The organism is Pseudomonas onubensis, from assembly GCF_965653655.1.
Classification (GTDB): Bacteria; Pseudomonadota; Gammaproteobacteria; order Pseudomonadales; family Pseudomonadaceae; genus Aquipseudomonas.
Genome location: NZ_CBFHAZ010000004.1, coordinates 1 through 14,560, shown reverse-complemented (window position 1 = coordinate 14,560; position 14,560 = coordinate 1). Strand labels below are relative to the sequence as shown.

Annotated in this window: 15 protein-coding genes and 1 pseudogene; 8 read left to right on the top strand and 8 right to left on the bottom strand. The window is 57.2% G+C overall.

The features are described from left to right. The first annotated feature begins 55 nt into the window (after positions 1-55). On the top strand, positions 56-745 hold the full coding sequence (locus ACTD9P_RS02555) for a response regulator (RefSeq protein WP_438866553.1): 690 nt from the start codon (positions 56-58) through the stop codon (positions 743-745). Here ACTD9P_RS02555 and ACTD9P_RS02550 read toward each other — a convergent pair whose 3' ends face one another. Continuing rightward, on the bottom strand, positions 746-1,372 hold the full coding sequence (locus tag ACTD9P_RS02550) for a response regulator (RefSeq protein WP_438866552.1): 627 nt from the start codon (positions 1,370-1,372) through the stop codon (positions 746-748). A gap of 190 nt (positions 1,373-1,562) precedes the next feature. Between ACTD9P_RS02550 and ACTD9P_RS02545 the strand changes: the two genes are divergently transcribed. Together ACTD9P_RS02545 and ACTD9P_RS02540 are read left to right on the top strand one after the other, a co-directional pair. Further along, positions 1,563-1,937 carry a hypothetical protein gene (locus ACTD9P_RS02545; protein WP_438866551.1) on the top strand — a complete coding sequence of 125 codons (375 nt, stop codon included), beginning with the start codon at positions 1,563-1,565 and terminating at the stop codon, positions 1,935-1,937. Positions 1,938-3,269: 1,332 nt separating this feature from the next. Further along, positions 3,270-3,725 carry a carboxymuconolactone decarboxylase family protein gene (locus ACTD9P_RS02540; protein WP_438866550.1) on the top strand — a complete coding sequence of 152 codons (456 nt, stop codon included), beginning with the start codon at positions 3,270-3,272 and terminating at the stop codon, positions 3,723-3,725. A 161-nt stretch (positions 3,726-3,886) separates the two neighbouring features. On the opposite strand, the gene ACTD9P_RS02535 is transcribed toward ACTD9P_RS02540, so the two are convergent. Next, positions 3,887-4,918, bottom strand: a complete 1,032-nt coding sequence (locus ACTD9P_RS02535) for an alpha/beta hydrolase (protein ID WP_438866549.1) — start codon at positions 4,916-4,918, stop codon at positions 3,887-3,889. Positions 4,919-5,087: 169 nt separating this feature from the next. Here ACTD9P_RS02535 and ACTD9P_RS02530 point away from each other — a divergent pair, with 169 nt between their 5' ends. Then, on the top strand, positions 5,088-5,573 hold the full coding sequence (locus ACTD9P_RS02530) for a YbbD-related protein (RefSeq protein ID WP_438866548.1): 486 nt from the start codon (positions 5,088-5,090) through the stop codon (positions 5,571-5,573). Here the strand turns inward: ACTD9P_RS02530 and ACTD9P_RS02525 are convergent, their stop codons facing one another. The 3 genes from ACTD9P_RS02525 to ACTD9P_RS02515 all read right to left on the bottom strand — a co-directional run bounded on the left by ACTD9P_RS02525 (position 5,574) and on the right by ACTD9P_RS02515 (position 7,601). After that, positions 5,574-6,029 (bottom strand): GNAT family N-acetyltransferase, encoded by a 456-nt coding sequence (locus tag ACTD9P_RS02525; protein ID WP_438866547.1) that lies wholly within the window; start codon positions 6,027-6,029, stop codon positions 5,574-5,576. Positions 6,030-6,177: 148 nt separating this feature from the next. Further along, positions 6,178-6,954, bottom strand: a complete 777-nt coding sequence (locus ACTD9P_RS02520) for a hypothetical protein (protein ID WP_438866546.1) — start codon at positions 6,952-6,954, stop codon at positions 6,178-6,180. 395 nt (positions 6,955-7,349) lie between these two features. Then, entirely contained in the window at positions 7,350-7,601 is a 252-nt protein-coding gene (locus tag ACTD9P_RS02515) for a hypothetical protein (RefSeq protein ID WP_438866545.1), read from the bottom strand. A 96-nt stretch (positions 7,602-7,697) separates the two neighbouring features. Between ACTD9P_RS02515 and ACTD9P_RS02510 the strand changes: the two genes are divergently transcribed. Next, positions 7,698-8,483 carry an AraC family transcriptional regulator gene (locus tag ACTD9P_RS02510; RefSeq protein ID WP_438866544.1) on the top strand — a complete coding sequence of 262 codons (786 nt, stop codon included), beginning with the start codon at positions 7,698-7,700 and terminating at the stop codon, positions 8,481-8,483. A 267-nt stretch (positions 8,484-8,750) separates the two neighbouring features. Here ACTD9P_RS02510 and ACTD9P_RS02505 read toward each other — a convergent pair whose 3' ends face one another. Both ACTD9P_RS02505 and ACTD9P_RS02500 read right to left on the bottom strand, forming a co-directional pair. Beyond that, a complete protein-coding gene (locus ACTD9P_RS02505) occupies positions 8,751-10,040 on the bottom strand; it encodes an MFS transporter (RefSeq protein ID WP_438866543.1) in 1,290 nt (429 codons plus the stop codon). Positions 10,041-10,103: 63 nt separating this feature from the next. Continuing rightward, positions 10,104-11,492, bottom strand: coding sequence for a M20 family metallopeptidase (locus tag ACTD9P_RS02500; RefSeq protein ID WP_438866542.1), 1,389 nt, complete (start codon positions 11,490-11,492; stop codon positions 10,104-10,106). Between the two features lie 119 nt (positions 11,493-11,611). Between ACTD9P_RS02500 and ACTD9P_RS02495 the strand changes: the two genes are divergently transcribed. From ACTD9P_RS02495 to ACTD9P_RS02485, 3 genes and pseudogenes are all read left to right on the top strand, one after another. Continuing rightward, positions 11,612-12,496: a LysR family transcriptional regulator gene (locus tag ACTD9P_RS02495; protein ID WP_438866541.1), complete on the top strand. Its 885-nt coding sequence runs from the start codon at positions 11,612-11,614 to the stop codon at positions 12,494-12,496. A gap of 13 nt (positions 12,497-12,509) precedes the next feature. Beyond that, a pseudogene (locus ACTD9P_RS02490) lies at positions 12,510-12,734 on the top strand (DUF2938 family protein); the annotation flags it as partial. Positions 12,735-13,073: 339 nt separating this feature from the next. Next, complete coding sequence (locus ACTD9P_RS02485) at positions 13,074-13,373, top strand: putative quinol monooxygenase (RefSeq protein ID WP_438866540.1); 300 nt, start codon at positions 13,074-13,076, stop codon at positions 13,371-13,373. A gap of 97 nt (positions 13,374-13,470) precedes the next feature. Here ACTD9P_RS02485 and ACTD9P_RS02480 read toward each other — a convergent pair whose 3' ends face one another. Then, positions 13,471-14,367: a LysR family transcriptional regulator gene (locus ACTD9P_RS02480; RefSeq protein ID WP_438866539.1), complete on the bottom strand. Its 897-nt coding sequence runs from the start codon at positions 14,365-14,367 to the stop codon at positions 13,471-13,473. Positions 14,368-14,560 lie beyond the last annotated feature (193 nt).

The following is a 14,560-nucleotide window of genomic DNA, read 5'->3' as shown; positions in this document are numbered from 1 at the left end:
TTTTCGGAAGCCTTGTAGGGGGTTTCCTAGTTCTGACCAAGGAAACCAGTCGGCTATGAGATGGTCCGTAGTATCGCCGTTGCGTATTGTCTTGCTGGATGATCACGCATTGATCCGGGACGCGTTGAAAATCCGCCTGTCGCTTGAGTCGGACTTCAAGGTGCTGGGTGTGTATTCCAACAGCAAGGGCCTCATTGAAGGGTTGCGTGATCAGGAAGCTGACTTAGTGGTGCTCGACTATCAATTGACCGATGGCGAGCTCGACGGCCTGCGTCTGATTCAAATGGTCCGCAACCACTATCCCAAGCTGAGAATCGTGATCTATTCTTCCTCGGAGCGTCCTGCCACGGTCAACATGAGCATTCGCGCAGGCGCCAACGGCTTTGTAGGCAAATCCCAGGAGACCGACGAATTGCTCCGAGCTATTCGTATGGTGGCACTGGATCGTATTTACTTGGCGCCAGCGATGTCTGCCGAGCTAGACAAGCTGCCCATTCCACAACCAAGTGACATCGAAAAGCCTTTCGATGGTGACAAAGTGCTTGCAGATCACCCTGAATTGTCGCCTAAAGAAAGTGAAGTATTGCGGTGCTGTCTGGAAGGGATGTCCGTCTCACAGATAGCTATTAAGTTCCTGCGCAGCCGCAAGACTATCAGTGGGCAGAAACAAGCTGCATTTCGCAAGTTGGGGATTCGCACCGATACCGAGCTGTTCAAACTACAAATACACGTGAAAACCGTTTGATCAGATCAAGCCATTGCGCTTGGCTAATATAAATAAGTCCATCACGGTGGCGACGCGCAGTTTGTTTAGCAAACGCACTTTATAAGTACTGATGGTTTTGTCGCTGAGCATCATACGCTTGGCGATTTCCTTGTTTTTCAGGCCTTCCACCAGCTGCAATAAGACCCTTATTTCACGCGTTGTCAGTCGATTTAATAGCGTCTGCTCGTCATTTTCGTTCAGGTCAAGCTGGGCACATGGGGGATGCATAGGGAAAAAGTTGTAGTTAGCCTGAACCGCTTTGACGGCATTGACCAGTTCGCCTAAATCACTCTGTTTATTCACAAAGCCATGGGCACCACTCTGCATGCATCGAGTGGCCATATGCGTGGCTTCCTGCCCGGTTAAAACGATGATCTTGACCGCTAATTTGCGCGCGACAATACGGTTGATGACCGACAAACCATCTATGCCGGGCATGCCAAGATCCAGAATAACTGTGCACGGCTGATGGGTTTCCAGCAGGCGCAATGCGTCCGCACCGTTATCTGCTTCAGCAACGACCTCCATTCCTTCGATCGCAAGCAAATGGCGGACCGCCATGCGCACCGCAGGATGGTCGTCGACGACAAGGATAGGATCAGTCATGGCAAAGCCCATTGGTAGTGAATGGTCAAAAAATCTTAAAGTATTTTCTGGCCTGTCAGCTCACCAACTTCGCTCTTTAGCACATTTTTGAGACAAGTCTTGGTTCAATAATAAAATTTCCTTGGCACTCTGTCTGCCCCTTATTCCACTGCTCGGTCCGTTGGGTCGAGACAGTTGCAGGTACATACTGATGGTTGATAAACACCTTCGAGTACTCATTGTTGATCCTGTTCGTGAACAGTCGATACTTGTCGAGAAAATGCTCAATGCGATGGGTTACTACTGCATTGCAACTACCGCCCGGGTTGAGGAAGCGCTATTGTTGAACCGCTATGGTCTCAGGAATTTTGATGTGCTGATTGCGCCTTATTTTGTGCTGATTCTTGAACACTGTCAGGTATCGAGATTTAAAGGTTTCAATATACGAAATCTTTTTATATATAGTAAGCCATTGGATGGGGATGTTGCGATTTGTATAAGGGGTGAACAGCGGTTCAGCCATGGGCTACCAGAATTTAAAGAGCTCGAAACATTCATGGCACGTTTACCCTGTGCACAACGGTAAATTTGCAATGGGAGTGGGTTAGGTGGAGTGACAGTTGAATCGGAAAAACCAGTGTACGATACTACGCGCTATGAGTTTTTGAAGGGGGCATACAATCTACTAAGCTCGATTGACTTATGAATTTCCTTACCCGAATCGTCCAGTGTTCAAAAAGATGTTCATATCATAGTTTCGGAGGTTTCCCTGTAAAACAGAGAGCTACTTTCAACAACATCGCGTAAATCGGTCAAGTCGGCACGTGGTACTAGCGTTAAAGAGTGGAATCTGGCTGATCGTCGGCAACTGGCGAACACCCTGACGTTGTTGAAAGCTCGCCATCCAGACATTCTCAAAACCATCGATGTTCGCTTAGAACTCGATCTCTTGCGGCAGACGATGAAGGACGACCAGATGTCCTCGCATCGTTCAATCGATGAGGTCACCGACTACTTTAAATCGAGTGATTCGCTCGGGGTGGTGTCATTGGTGTTGCTTGCTCAGAACGAGACTTTGCCGCTAATTGACCAGTCGTTCCCAGATGGTCTCGTGGCAGCGCACATGCAGGAGTTCAGCTGTAAGTTACCATGCTTGTTTCTGACTATCCCTTATCCCGCAGGGGCGACTATCTGAAGAACCTGTTGTTCATTATCGTCATCGCCCCTAGTAAAGCGTTGGTATTCTCCGATCCGAACGTTATGGTCTTTGGTCGCCTTAAGTCGCATGCTCGTGCTCCACTATCAACTTATATACCTTATCGAAGGCGCGCACGCCTTACTACTGCGACGGTGCGCAAGGTGAGTTTATTAACTGCCATCTGGGCTGGACTCTGAACCGCCCAACTGCAGCGTGAATACGTCTCCAATTTTTTGATTGATGAAAAATCTTGGGATCTTTAGGGCCTTATCTCCACCTTGCCCAGACATAAACTCCAACCAGTTCTGGCGACGAGTAACGGCTTTCAACTAGGCCCGGCGATTGATGAGCCGCCGTAGCTTTGAAATGTGCGTTAAAGCCGCGTTGTAGCTCGCTGCGACAGTTTTAATTCTCTAGCACTTGGCAGCCAAGCTGCATTTCTGCACGCTGCGACAGTTTTGCGTTTGAATTCAGGAGTAAAGGAGCGGCGTTGTTTGGTCATCTGACACCTCGATCTGGCGAGCATTCTCGCCTAAATGGGTGTCCGGTTTCATTAGACCACTACACATGACCTGCTTCAAAGGGCCATAAACCGCTTGGGCGACCAGGCCATGACGCCGCAAACATGGCCTATGGCATTAGGCAAAACATGGCTCTTCAAGCATAGGCCAAGCTGCCCCACGATGCAGTCCTCCAAACATCAAACCCCGAGGATTCATCATGACTCACCGTATCAACTACTCCAGCGCTTCCCCTGAGGGCTACAAGGCTTTCGGCAATGTGTACGGCTATCTGCTCAAGAGCGGTTTGCCCACCGAGTTGATCGACCTGGTTTACCTGCGGGTCTCGCTTATCAATGGCTGTGCGTTTTGCATCGACATGCATTCTCGCGACCTGCTCAACCTTGGTGTCGCGACGGAAAAACTGATGCTGGTGCCGGTGTGGCACGATGCCGGGAATGTCTTCACCCCACGTGAACGCATTGCACTGGCCTGGGCGGAAAGTGTCACGCGGGTTGCCGAAACCGGCGTTCCCGACGCCGTCTATGAAGCCGCTGCCACTGAGTTCAGCGAAAAGGAATTGGCCGATCTCACCTACGCCATCAGCTTGATGAACGCATTCAACCGACTCGGCGTGGCATTCCGCTCGAAACCGGCAGCCGCCGAAAAAGCCTGATCCCATACGCTCTCGCCGGGTTTCGAGGCCCGGCGGACCCTTTCAAATGTCGGCATGGCCTTGCTGGGCGACTCGACGTCGCTATCGCGGATACTCTGTATCGCGGTGATCCTGGCAGGCGTGATTGGGCTCAAACTGGTCTCGGTGAATTGAGTCGGCCTCTAGCCTGGCTGTCCGCTAAAATTTCTACTTTGCAGCCAGGTATTTATGACCTCAACCAGTTCGGTCTTGCACTCCACCGGCAACCAATGCCCACCGGATAAGCTGGTTACGCTGAGGTCTGCGCATGCCGCACGCATGGGATCGCCCAACCGATTACCCCTGATGGTGTTCATCGGGTCGTAATCGCCGTTCACAAACAGTACCGGCAACGACAGGCGGCCGTCATTGGGCGCACGGTGGGCGTAATCGATGTTGGCAGCGTCGTTCAGGTACCACGCGCAAGGTGCGCGAAAACCACGCGCCTCGAAACTGCGTACCAGTGCCGCGAAGTCCGCCTGCGGCCATAGCGCCGGGTCGGGTTGGGTGGGTGGCGCCCGATGCGCCTCGCCAAACCGCCCACCCTTGCGAGTCACTTCGGCGTTAGATGCCACCTTGGTGATATTCGCCGGATCGCCGCGTCGGTAAATCGTCGCCAGCGATGCGGCTTTATCCGCATCAAGATCAGCGACAGCGCTCGCAAAGTGGGTGTTGTAATAGCGGTAATAGTCCCATTGACCGTCTGGATACTGTTCCAGCGGATAGAGCGTGCGGTCCACCAGCGGGACGAGCGTGGGCAGTGCGTTGGTGCTCGGGAAGTACGGCACCGACACCAGCACCACGCCGCGGCTGCGCTGCGGTTGATGGGCGGCCAGTTCACCCGCCACCACGCTGCCCCAATCATGGCCCACCCAAATGGCAGGTGCTCCACCGAGATGGTCATGCAGCTCGGCCATGTCGGCCACGATGTTTTCCAGGGTGTAGGCGTTGATGCCGGATGGCGCTGAGGAGCCACCATAGCCGCGCATATCGGGTGCGACGCAGTGCCAGCCTTGGGCAGCGAACGCTTCGATTTGCGCGCGCCAGATCAGGCTGAGCTCGGGCCAGCCGTGAAGGAATATCATCAACGGCCCATCGGCCGGGCCCGCCTCCAGATAGTGCGTGGTATGGCGGGGCGTGCTGTAAAGATGCGAAGTCAGCGTGGAAGTGGACAAAGGCTATCCTCCTGCTTGCCGGTCGGGAGAGGCTACCTGGCAACACTATACTGAGCGGTATTTTTTGCCGTTTGTTCCCCTATGAGAATGCCTTCAGGATCATGAGGGTAGGTTGGCCGCATGCTTACAGGGTTGCCCCGTCCTCTTTGTTTTTGTGTGGAGTAGCTGAATGCTTTTGCGGATAAAACTATTTTACTTGTTCGTTCCACTGGCCCTGTTGGCGTGCGGGCGACTGGACATTTCATCAAACCGCTACGAATCCTATGCGGCGGCGCTCGATGCCGACGCGATAGGGCAAGGGCGGTGGCTGCCCAGTCAATTGCCAGCGTCGGCAGTTGGCATTCGTGAAACACATGATATTGATACGAACGAGGTCTGGTTCAGTTACGCGAGCGCTTCCAGTAGGCCACCCGAGGAATGTAGCAAACTGTTGGCCGACCAATTGCGCCTGCCGAGATCCCGATGGGTCCAAGAGGTTGAAGAGTTCTTCCGTGGCTTGAAAGATGTGCAGGCGTCAGGCCGAGCAAGTTTCTATCGTTGCCACGATGCGGGGTACGACTATTACCTGGTCATAGACCCGGAACGTAACCTGGCCTACGGCTGGTCACTTGGAGGTTACGCGGAACGCTTTGGCCTGCCTGGAACGGCTCGTTGATCAGCTGATGAATTTGACGTACACAAGCTCAGGGTCATGCTCATCAAGGTTCTCGATTCGCCCGCTCGCTACAAACCCTGCCTTGGCGAGCAGGGCTTGGGACGGCAGGTTTGAGGTATTGGTGGAGGCAAACAGTTTAGGCGTTTTACATAAACCTTCTGCGTCCGCCAATAACCGCAGTGCCACGCCCTGGCGTTGGTGTTTCGGATGTACGACTACCAACGCAACAAAGTCGTAGCTGAAAAAGTCATCAGTCAACACCAGGTAACCCGCGCACTCGCCGGCAGTGACGGCGACCAGGCATCGTTGGCTAACCACAGCGTCATGGATAAACACGCGCCGATCAGCGTGGGCTGTGGCGTAGGCGTCCAACTCGACCAGGGCGCGTACGTCATCAGGCGTAGCCTGGCGGATTAGCCGGTTTTCAGGGGCCGGCGGGTGTCGGTCTTGGGCCATGGGAACCACCGTTGGAGCGAATGGGTAAGGTGTTAGTGTTGAAGGCGTTTGCAGTGTTCAAAAAAAGTACAACGGGCAAGTGCATCAGCAGCATACAGGTAGCGCTGGCCTTGAGCGCCTCCTTGGCCAGCGCTTTGCCGTTAGCGTGTCAAGCGCCAGGCCTGACGCGGAATGCCAGGAAGACCGGGCCGGCCGGGAAGGTACTGACTTCCAGCTCATCGAGTGGATTGAGCGTATTTGTTCGCACCCCCGCGTTGCTGTAAAGCGTGTGGCTGCCCGATGCCGCAATGTTGATCTTGCCGGCACCCGCCTGGATCAGCGTGGCCTTGAACCCTTCAGTCACATTGTCACCCAGGATGAGTGTGACGTCAGTGTTGCTGATCACCAGAATCGACTTGCCCGAGTCGGCCATGGTCAAGGACCTGCTGGCCGTGATTGAGGCACTGGTGTGCACGTGGCCGCCGGCGTGGTAGGTGACCATCCTGGGGTCGGCGAAGACGCGCGCGAAGGTGCCGACATAGTTGACACTGGCGCGCATGTCATCGAATTGTTCCAGCACATAGGTGCCGATGCTGCCGGAGACGTCTGTGCTGGGGTCCAGCGCCCATTTGCGCCCCACCATCAGCCCGATCTGGGTGTTGGCACGGACTCCGGCGCGTAACTCTTCCAGAAACAGTGTGCTGATCTGGCCGCCACCCTTGCCCTGGGCATAGGTAAAGCGGGCAATGGAGTGGCTGTCGCCGGTAGGGCTGCCCTGGGAGGTATCGACCTGGTAGTCGATGTAGTCTGCCGAGACGATGGTGCTGGTGGTGTTGGCGTTAGGCGCCCAGGTGAAATCCAGGACTCTGCCGGTTTTGATCTGCTCCTGCGAGACGGTAGTCTGGGTCGTTGTGGTAGAGCCTGACTGCTGCAAGTCGTCGTTCATGCTACTCATCCTTAAGTAAAGTGCGTGCTTGGGTGCGGGTCGACATGGCCCGAAGCGTATGACCGCCGTCATAGCGCTGTTTTTCTACAGCGCAAAAGTGGCTTCACTTGATGGCTGTATATAAATACAGTAGTTCGGGTTTTGTCGTTATGCAAATGTGGCGAGGGAGCTTGCTCCCGCTGGGGCGCGCAGCCGCCGCAAAAATGGGACTGCTACGCAGTCCAACGGGAGCAAGCTCCCTCGCCACGGGTCAATGCTTGTCAGGTCGAACGCATAGCTGGCTGGCATTACGTAGGCTGGGTTGTATAACTCAACTGCGCGCCGCCATCCGCACGGGCGTATTGCGCCGGCAGATCGGCTGCATCCTGGTAGTAACCCGCCCGCCAATCGTGCGCTCAATACTGATCCACCAGGCGCTGCAACTGCGGGTCTCGAATCGTAAACACCTCGAATAGCCCCAGCGCGCGTAATGCCGGCAGCAACGCCAGCAGGTCTTGCTCGGCGACAGTTCGCAGCTGTGCATCGGTGTTTGGGTCACACCAGGCCTGGGCATTCACCAGAAAGGCGCCCACGCTGCCTTTGCGGATGACAACGCCGTGGCGTTCGGTCTGATTCTGGTCATCGGGTAACAGTTCTTCGGCGCGCATGCTGTGTATTCCTGGGAGGAGAGGCTGCGACTATAGACGCGCCAATCTGGCCTGAGTACGCTATCGAAGACAATCAATAGTCTGTTAAGGCCACTTATGCCCACTCCGTTAATTCCCTCTTCGGTACTGGCTGCTGTCGATGACCCGCTGGTGGTCACCGTGGTCCGAGTGGACGCTGAACGGCGTATCACCGAGCGCCATTGCCATGGGCGTGGGCAGTTACTGGGCACAAGCCAGGGCTTGTTGTCGGTGGACGCCGGCGCCAGCCAGTGGGTGGTGCCGGCCACCCATGCGGTGTGGATCCCGCCGAATATCTCCCATGGTGCGTGCTCCCATGGCCCCTTCGCAGGCTGGAGTGTCTATGTGTCGCCGCAGGGCTGTGTGGAGCTGCCGGATACGCCTTGCATCCTCGCCACCTCCGGCCTTTTGCGTGAGGCGGTGTTGCGCGCTGCCGACTGGCAGAGCGCTGAGCTGGATGCTGCGCAGCGACGCTTGGCCGGGGTGATTGTGGATGAGATCCGCACACTGCCCCGTGTGACCTTGGGCTTGCCGATGCCTCAGGATGCGCGCCTGCGCAAGATCGCCGAGGCGCTGTCCGATTGCCCGGACGACGAGCGCCACCTGCAGGAATGGGCGGCCTGGGCGGGCATCGCCCCGCGCACCCTGACGCGTCGGTTTGTGCTGGAAACCGGGTTCAGCTTTACCGCGTGGCGTCAGCGCGTGCGTTTGTTGCGCGCGCTGGAAAGGCTGGCCACGGGCGCGCCGGTCACGCGTGTCGCGTTGGAGTTGGGCTATGACAACGTCAGTGCCTTCATCGCACTGTTTCGCCGCACGTTTGGGGTGACGCCTGGGCGTTACTTCACGGCGCAGCCGAGTTTATAAGTAAAAAAATCAATACCTGTGTTAGTTGATCAGTGCTTTTATTAACAGTTATTCAGCTGTTGTTCAGAACTTACTAAGCTGAGTAAACAGGCGCTATACATCCACAGCGGGAGTTCTTGCTGTTGTGTTTTGGTGCTGCAGCCTTCCTGATCCTGGATATGTTCTTCTTTAATTCGATTACTTACCACCTGGAGTTGGCCGGTGAGCCGACACCCAAGTTTTTGCCCTATTGGTTTTGGTAGGGCAGGGTTTTGGTAGCGCGCGTTGCTATCGCAGTCTTAACCTCCGTTTGGCGACCCACAAGGCACTGATGCTCAGGGCGGCGGCCAGGATCAGATAAAAACTGGGGGCCAGTTGCGAACCCGTCATCGCGATCAGCCCCGTGGCGATCACCGGTGCAAACCCGCCGAAGATCGTTACCGACAGGTTGTAGCTCAGCGACATGCCCGTGACGCGGGTCTGCACAGGGAACACATCCGCCATGAGTGAGGCCAGTGGTGCGAAGTACACGGCCTTGATCAATGCCATCATCGACACAACCAGCAGCAGCGAGGTGGCACTGGGAACTGTATTGAGCCACATGAACGCCGGAACGATCATCAACATATAGAGGATCGACGCCCACAGCATGATCTTGATACGGCTGACAAAGCCGGTAATGAAGCCGACAACCGGTGTGACCAGGGTCAGGATCAAGCCCCCGGTCAGGGTCGCCAAAAAGCCTGATGACTGGGGAATGTTCAAGGTGGTGGCGGCATAGGACGGCATGTATTTGATCATGAAGTTGGAGGCCGTCGACACGATCAACACGCCCATGGCCACCAGCAACAAGGTCTTCTGTGAATACAGTACGTCCCTTAACGGCTGCGAGCCCGGCGCGCTTTCCTTGAAGTCGGGTGACTCATCCACCGTGCGGCGGATATAAAGCCCCACCGGCCCCAGGATCAAACCAAACAAAAACGGCACGCGCCAACCCCAGTCGAGCATCTGTTGATCGTTAAGGCATGTGGTCAGGAAGTAGCCGAATAACGAGGCAATCACCACACCAAAACCCTGGCTGGCAAATTGCAGGCTGGCGACGAAGTTGCGGGTCTTTTGCGGCGCGTGTTCCATCATGAACGCGGTTGAACTGCCAAACTCGCCGCCGGCGGAGAAGCCTTGCAGCAGGCGGGCAAACAAAATGCCGATGGGTGCGATGATGCCGATGCTTGCGTAGCCTGGCATTACCGCGATCATGGCGGTGCCGATCAGCATCAGCAATATGGACAGGCTCAAGGCTTTCTTGCGCCCTTGGCGGTCGGCATACGAACCCAGCACCGCAGCGCCCAGTGGGCGAATCAGGAATGAAATACCGAAGGTCGCGAAGGCCAGGAACAATGACACGGCCGGGTCTGCGGCGGGGAAGAATACCTTGCTGATGGTCAACGCAAAGTAGGCGTAGACCGACAGGTCAAACCATTCAAGGGTGTTGCCGATCAAAGCGGCGCCGACCGGTTTCCAGATGGATTTGGCCGGTTCAACCGCCGGTGTAACAAGGGTGGGTGATAACGCTGTCATGTTCGACGCTCCTGGTTTTGTAAGTGTGTGAGCGGCAGAGGCAAAGGGTCGAGCCCATTGTTTTTATTCGGCGCGCGAGTGCGCGATGTCGCCCAGTTCCCAGAACAGGGCCGTCATGATCTGCAGGCCTTCGAGTGCCACCGAACCCAGCAGGTGTTCATCGGGCGCATGCTGCGAACAGCCGGGGTAGGAGTGCGGAACCCACACGGTCGGCAGCGCCAGCACATCGGCGAAAATGTCGTTTGGCAGCGTACCGGCAAGGTTGGGCAGCACCGCGACCTGCCTGGGCGTGGTGTCGCTGATGACTTTTTTGGCGAAGCGCACCCAGGCATTGTCCGGGTCCAGGCGCGTGCTGGGTGTGCACCGATCGATCACGATGTTCACGCTGTGAAAACCCTGCGCGTCCAGGTGCTGGCGCAGCAGTTGCTCCAGGTTCTGCCAATCGGTGCCGACCACAAAACGCAGTTGGCAATGCGCGATGGCTGACGGTGGAATGGCATTTACCGGCTTGGCAGGGTTGCCGGCGGTAAACGCCAGAATCTCCAGGGTGTTCCAGGCAAACAGGCGTTCGCCCAGGGTCAGCCCTGGCTCACCCCAATCCAAATCCAGTGGGCGGCCGAGCGCGTGTTGATCAATGCCCAAGTCATGGATGGCTTCACGCACCGAGTCGGGGATCGATGCCGGTACCAGCCCTCGGCAGCGAATGCGCCCATGCTGATCCACCAGGCTGGCTAACGCGTTGGCCAGCACCACGGCGGGGTTGGACATCACGCCGCCCCAGTTGCCAGAGTGCAGGCCTTTGTCGCGGGCCTGCACCTGCAAGGAGAACAGCGCCGAACCGCGAGAACCGAGAAATAGCGTCGGGCGGCTGTCGTTCAGGCGTGGACCGTCTGAAGCGATAAACACATCGGCGTGCAGCAGCGCCTGGTGAGCCGTGCAGACCTCACGCAAGCCGGGCGAACCGCACTCTTCACCGGTTTCAAACAGCACCTTGACGTTAAACCCCAGTCGCCCCTGGCGAGCGTTGATCACCGCTTCCAGCGCCGCCAGGTTGATGCTGTGCTGGCCCTTGTTGTCGGCGGTGCCGCGCCCATACCAGCGATCACCTTCTAGCGTCAGCACCCAAGGGTCGAGGCCTTCACGCCATTGCTCGGCGTAACCCAGGACCACATCGCCATGCCCATAGGTGAGCACGGTCGGCAGGTCTGCGCTTTCGTGGCGCTCCGCAAACAGCAATGGGCCTGCGCCTGTCGGGTTCGTCAGCGGCTGGCAGGCAAAGCCCATGCGCTCCAGCGCCGGCTGCATTTCATCGCGCAGATAACGCGCCAATTCGGGCGCCTGGCCGGGTGCCTGGCTTTCACTGCGAATCGCCACACGGCGGCGCAGGTCGGCTTCAAAATGGCCGGCGCAGAAGTGCTGGCGAACACTGGCAAGTGCCTGTTGCTTGGACATAAGCGATCCACTGAGGCTGAAAGATTCAGGCCAATATAGAAGTCACCTACCAGACTGTATATTGCTGTTTTTTGAAGAGTGGCTTCTAATTAATAGATGCTTTTTTAAGGAAAACGCCCGTGGATTACCGTTACTTTCTGGCCGTATTCGATTCCGGCTCCCTGGCCGCCGCCGGTGAGCGTTTGCACATCGCGCCCAGCGCGGTCAGCCGCCAGATCGCATTGCTGGAAGAGAGTGTCGGTGTGGCGTTGTTCGAGCGCCGGCCACGGGGCATGGAACCGACGGCGGCGGGTAACGCACTGGCCCACCATGCCCGACGTGCGTCGTTGGAAGAGCAAGCGTTGCTGTCGGAGCTGCGCGGCGGCGATTACCCCGGTGCGCGGGTGATTCGCCTGGTGTCCACGGAGGGCCTTTCGCGTTATTTCCTGCCCCATGTGCTGATCCAGCACTACCAGCAAGCCCCGGACTTCCAGTACGTGCTGGAGGTGATGTCGCCGCTTGAATGCGCGGAAAAAATCAAACGTGGCGATGCCGATGTAGGGCTGACGTTCAGCACCGCGCCCACTGATGGCGTCGAGATCCTCTATTCAGGCCGCTCGGCGATCCGCGCGCTGATGCGTACCGGCCATCCGCTGTCGTCGCTCAAGACATTGCCGATGCGTGCGCTGCTGCCGTTCCCCTTGGCGCTGACCCCCAAAGGCACAACCCTGCGGCAGCTGTTTGACCTGGTGTGCGAAATGGAAAAGCTGCAGTTCAACCATGTGATGACCTGCAACTACTCCGGCGCGATCCATGAGTTTGTGCGCCATTCCGACACCATCGCGTTTGGTGGCGCGATCAGCCAGCGGGTCAACGACGGCAGTGACCTGGTCTCGGTGCCGCTGTCGAACCCGCGATTTGCCGACCGCACGGTCCAGGTGCTGACCATGCCTAAACGCGCGCTGCCCACTGCGCTGCAAGGCTTCATCCAGACCTTGATCGGCTGCCTGCAAAGGGGCAACTGAACACTAACGTGCCTGGCTCGCGCCTACGTGCCTGGCACGCTTGAAGGCCCCTGCGGCATTGGTATTGGGTATCGCCACCGTGGCCGTTCCGCTGTTTTTGATTCAACCCGCCATGGGCGCGGGGTTTGCCTCCTCCAAGACACCCACGCCGGCCAAGAACTGCCTGCGCAGTGTGATCAGTCACGCAGTGTTCGGCGTGGGGTTGTACCTGGCTGGAGTGGCGATGGCTTGGGCGTAGGGCAGCAACACATCCTCTTGATGCAGTGCGCGCCAAATGTGGGAGCGGGCCTGCTCGCGAATGCAGTGGGTCAGTCAAAACATCTGTGACTGACACGGCCTCTTCGCGAGCAAGCCCGCTCCCACTTTTGACCGAGTGGTGCTTGAGTTGCTTTCAATATTTCATTGAAAGTGTATGCGCCCCTGGCGGATGGCTAACGCGACGGGGGTTTCATTAGGCTGGATATCTCCTCACACACCTGCGACGGATATCCAAATGGTCCTCAAAACGATGAGTTTTACCCTGCTTGCGCTGTTGATTGCAGGGTGTGCGAGCCATTCCCCTGACGGAGCGACCCCTATGCCAAAACCCTTGGTTTCCATCGCCGTGCTCAAAGCCAAACCCGGCAAACAGCAGGCCCTCAAACACGGCTTGTTGGCCCTGATTGCGCCAACGCGCACCGAGCCCGGTAACCTCGACTATGTGCTGTTTGAGCTGCGCGATGCGCCTGGCACCTTCTACATGCGTGAAGCGTTCAAGGACCAGGCGGCCCTGGATGCGCATTTTGCCACGCCGTACTTCAAGCAATTTGCAGCCACGGCCGATGACTTGCTCAGTGAGCCGCTGCAACTGATTTTCCTTGAGCAAGTGTCGAACTGAGCCATTCGTCATCTTGCACAGTTATCTACTAACTGTGGTGCGACGCTGGACCTGTGGCAAGCCTGCTCGCCACAGTGAGAGTGTTCGTCCTTTCGCGTCAGTGCGTGCCCTTGGCGGCAAACACTTGTTTGGCGTGGGCAAAACACTTCTCGGCGATGGCCGAGCGCGGTTCGGTCTTGCGCATCACCAACCCCAGTGGCGCGAGTACGCTGGCGTCCGGCAGGTTGATGAAGGCGAGGTTCTCGATCGGGTTTTCCATGCCGCTGTCCAGCGGCATGATCGCGCAGCAAAAGCCTTCGTGGATCGCCTGGAACAGCTGATAGGTCGAATCGCTTTCGAGAATGGGTTGCGGGTCGAGGCCACGGCTGCGGAAGCTCAGGTCAATGGATTTTCGATAGTGCATGCCATTGCTGATCATCCCCAGGGGCAATTGCGCGGCATCTTCCCAACTCATTTCGGTGCCTTCGAACTGGAAGTGGCGCGTGTCGTACAACAGGCCGACGCGGGTCTCGCCCAGTTCGAAAACCTCCAGGTAATTGGGGTTTACGTGGTCCAGGTAACACACGCCCAAATCCAGTTGGTTGGTGCCCAGGCCTTCGATGATCTTGTCCGAGCTCATCGACGACAGGCTGAACTTGAGCTCTGGAAATGTATGGGACAGGCTTTGGATGTAGCTGATCGAGTTGAACCCGCTGAGCGGCACCAGGCCCAGGCGCAGGCTGCCCACCAACTGCCCACGACATGCCGCCGCTTCGGCAAACAAACCGTCATGCGCCGCGAGCAGGGTTCTGGCCCAGGCCAGCACGCGCTCGCCGGCCTGGGTGAAGCCTTCGAAACGCTGGCCACGGGTGACCAGCTCCAGGCCCAGCTCATCCTCCAGATTGCGCAGGCGCATCGACAGAGTCGGCTGGGTGATGTGGCAGCGCGCAGCCGCCTGGCCGAAGTGCCGGGTCTGCTCCAGCGCGATCAGGAATTTGAGTTGCTTGATGTCCATTTAAAGCCCCAGCCTGGGAATAAGTGAGCGGTCATGATAAGTGCCCGAGCCTGCACCCGCTCATTGTAAGGCCTGCGCGTCCAATCACCTGCATTGACGTGATCCTGACGTAACGCGATCTAAATGTGGGAGCGGGCTTGCTCGCGAATGCGGTGGGTCAGTGACAGATGAATTGACTGACCCACCGCCTTCG

What these genes read in the sequence shown, in the direction of transcription:
- ACTD9P_RS02555 (WP_438866553.1), top strand. Translation starts at nt 56, where the DNA reads ATGAGATGGTCCGTAGTATCGCCGTTGCGTATTGTCTTGCTGGATGAT.
- ACTD9P_RS02550 (WP_438866552.1), bottom strand. Translation starts at nt 1,372, where the DNA reads ATGACTGATCCTATCCTTGTCGTCGACGACCATCCTGCGGTGCGCATG.
- ACTD9P_RS02545 (WP_438866551.1), top strand. Translation starts at nt 1,563, where the DNA reads ATGGTTGATAAACACCTTCGAGTACTCATTGTTGATCCTGTTCGTGAA.
- ACTD9P_RS02540 (WP_438866550.1), top strand. Translation starts at nt 3,270, where the DNA reads ATGACTCACCGTATCAACTACTCCAGCGCTTCCCCTGAGGGCTACAAG.
- ACTD9P_RS02530 (WP_438866548.1), top strand. Translation starts at nt 5,088, where the DNA reads ATGCTTTTGCGGATAAAACTATTTTACTTGTTCGTTCCACTGGCCCTG.
- ACTD9P_RS02525 (WP_438866547.1), bottom strand. Translation starts at nt 6,029, where the DNA reads ATGGCCCAAGACCGACACCCGCCGGCCCCTGAAAACCGGCTAATCCGC.
- ACTD9P_RS02520 (WP_438866546.1), bottom strand. Translation starts at nt 6,954, where the DNA reads ATGAACGACGACTTGCAGCAGTCAGGCTCTACCACAACGACCCAGACT.
- ACTD9P_RS02515 (WP_438866545.1), bottom strand. Translation starts at nt 7,601, where the DNA reads ATGCGCGCCGAAGAACTGTTACCCGATGACCAGAATCAGACCGAACGC.
- ACTD9P_RS02510 (WP_438866544.1), top strand. Translation starts at nt 7,698, where the DNA reads ATGCCCACTCCGTTAATTCCCTCTTCGGTACTGGCTGCTGTCGATGAC.
- ACTD9P_RS02505 (WP_438866543.1), bottom strand. Translation starts at nt 10,040, where the DNA reads ATGACAGCGTTATCACCCACCCTTGTTACACCGGCGGTTGAACCGGCC.
- ACTD9P_RS02500 (WP_438866542.1), bottom strand. Translation starts at nt 11,492, where the DNA reads ATGTCCAAGCAACAGGCACTTGCCAGTGTTCGCCAGCACTTCTGCGCC.
- ACTD9P_RS02485 (WP_438866540.1), top strand. Translation starts at nt 13,074, where the DNA reads ATGCCAAAACCCTTGGTTTCCATCGCCGTGCTCAAAGCCAAACCCGGC.
- ACTD9P_RS02480 (WP_438866539.1), bottom strand. Translation starts at nt 14,367, where the DNA reads ATGGACATCAAGCAACTCAAATTCCTGATCGCGCTGGAGCAGACCCGG.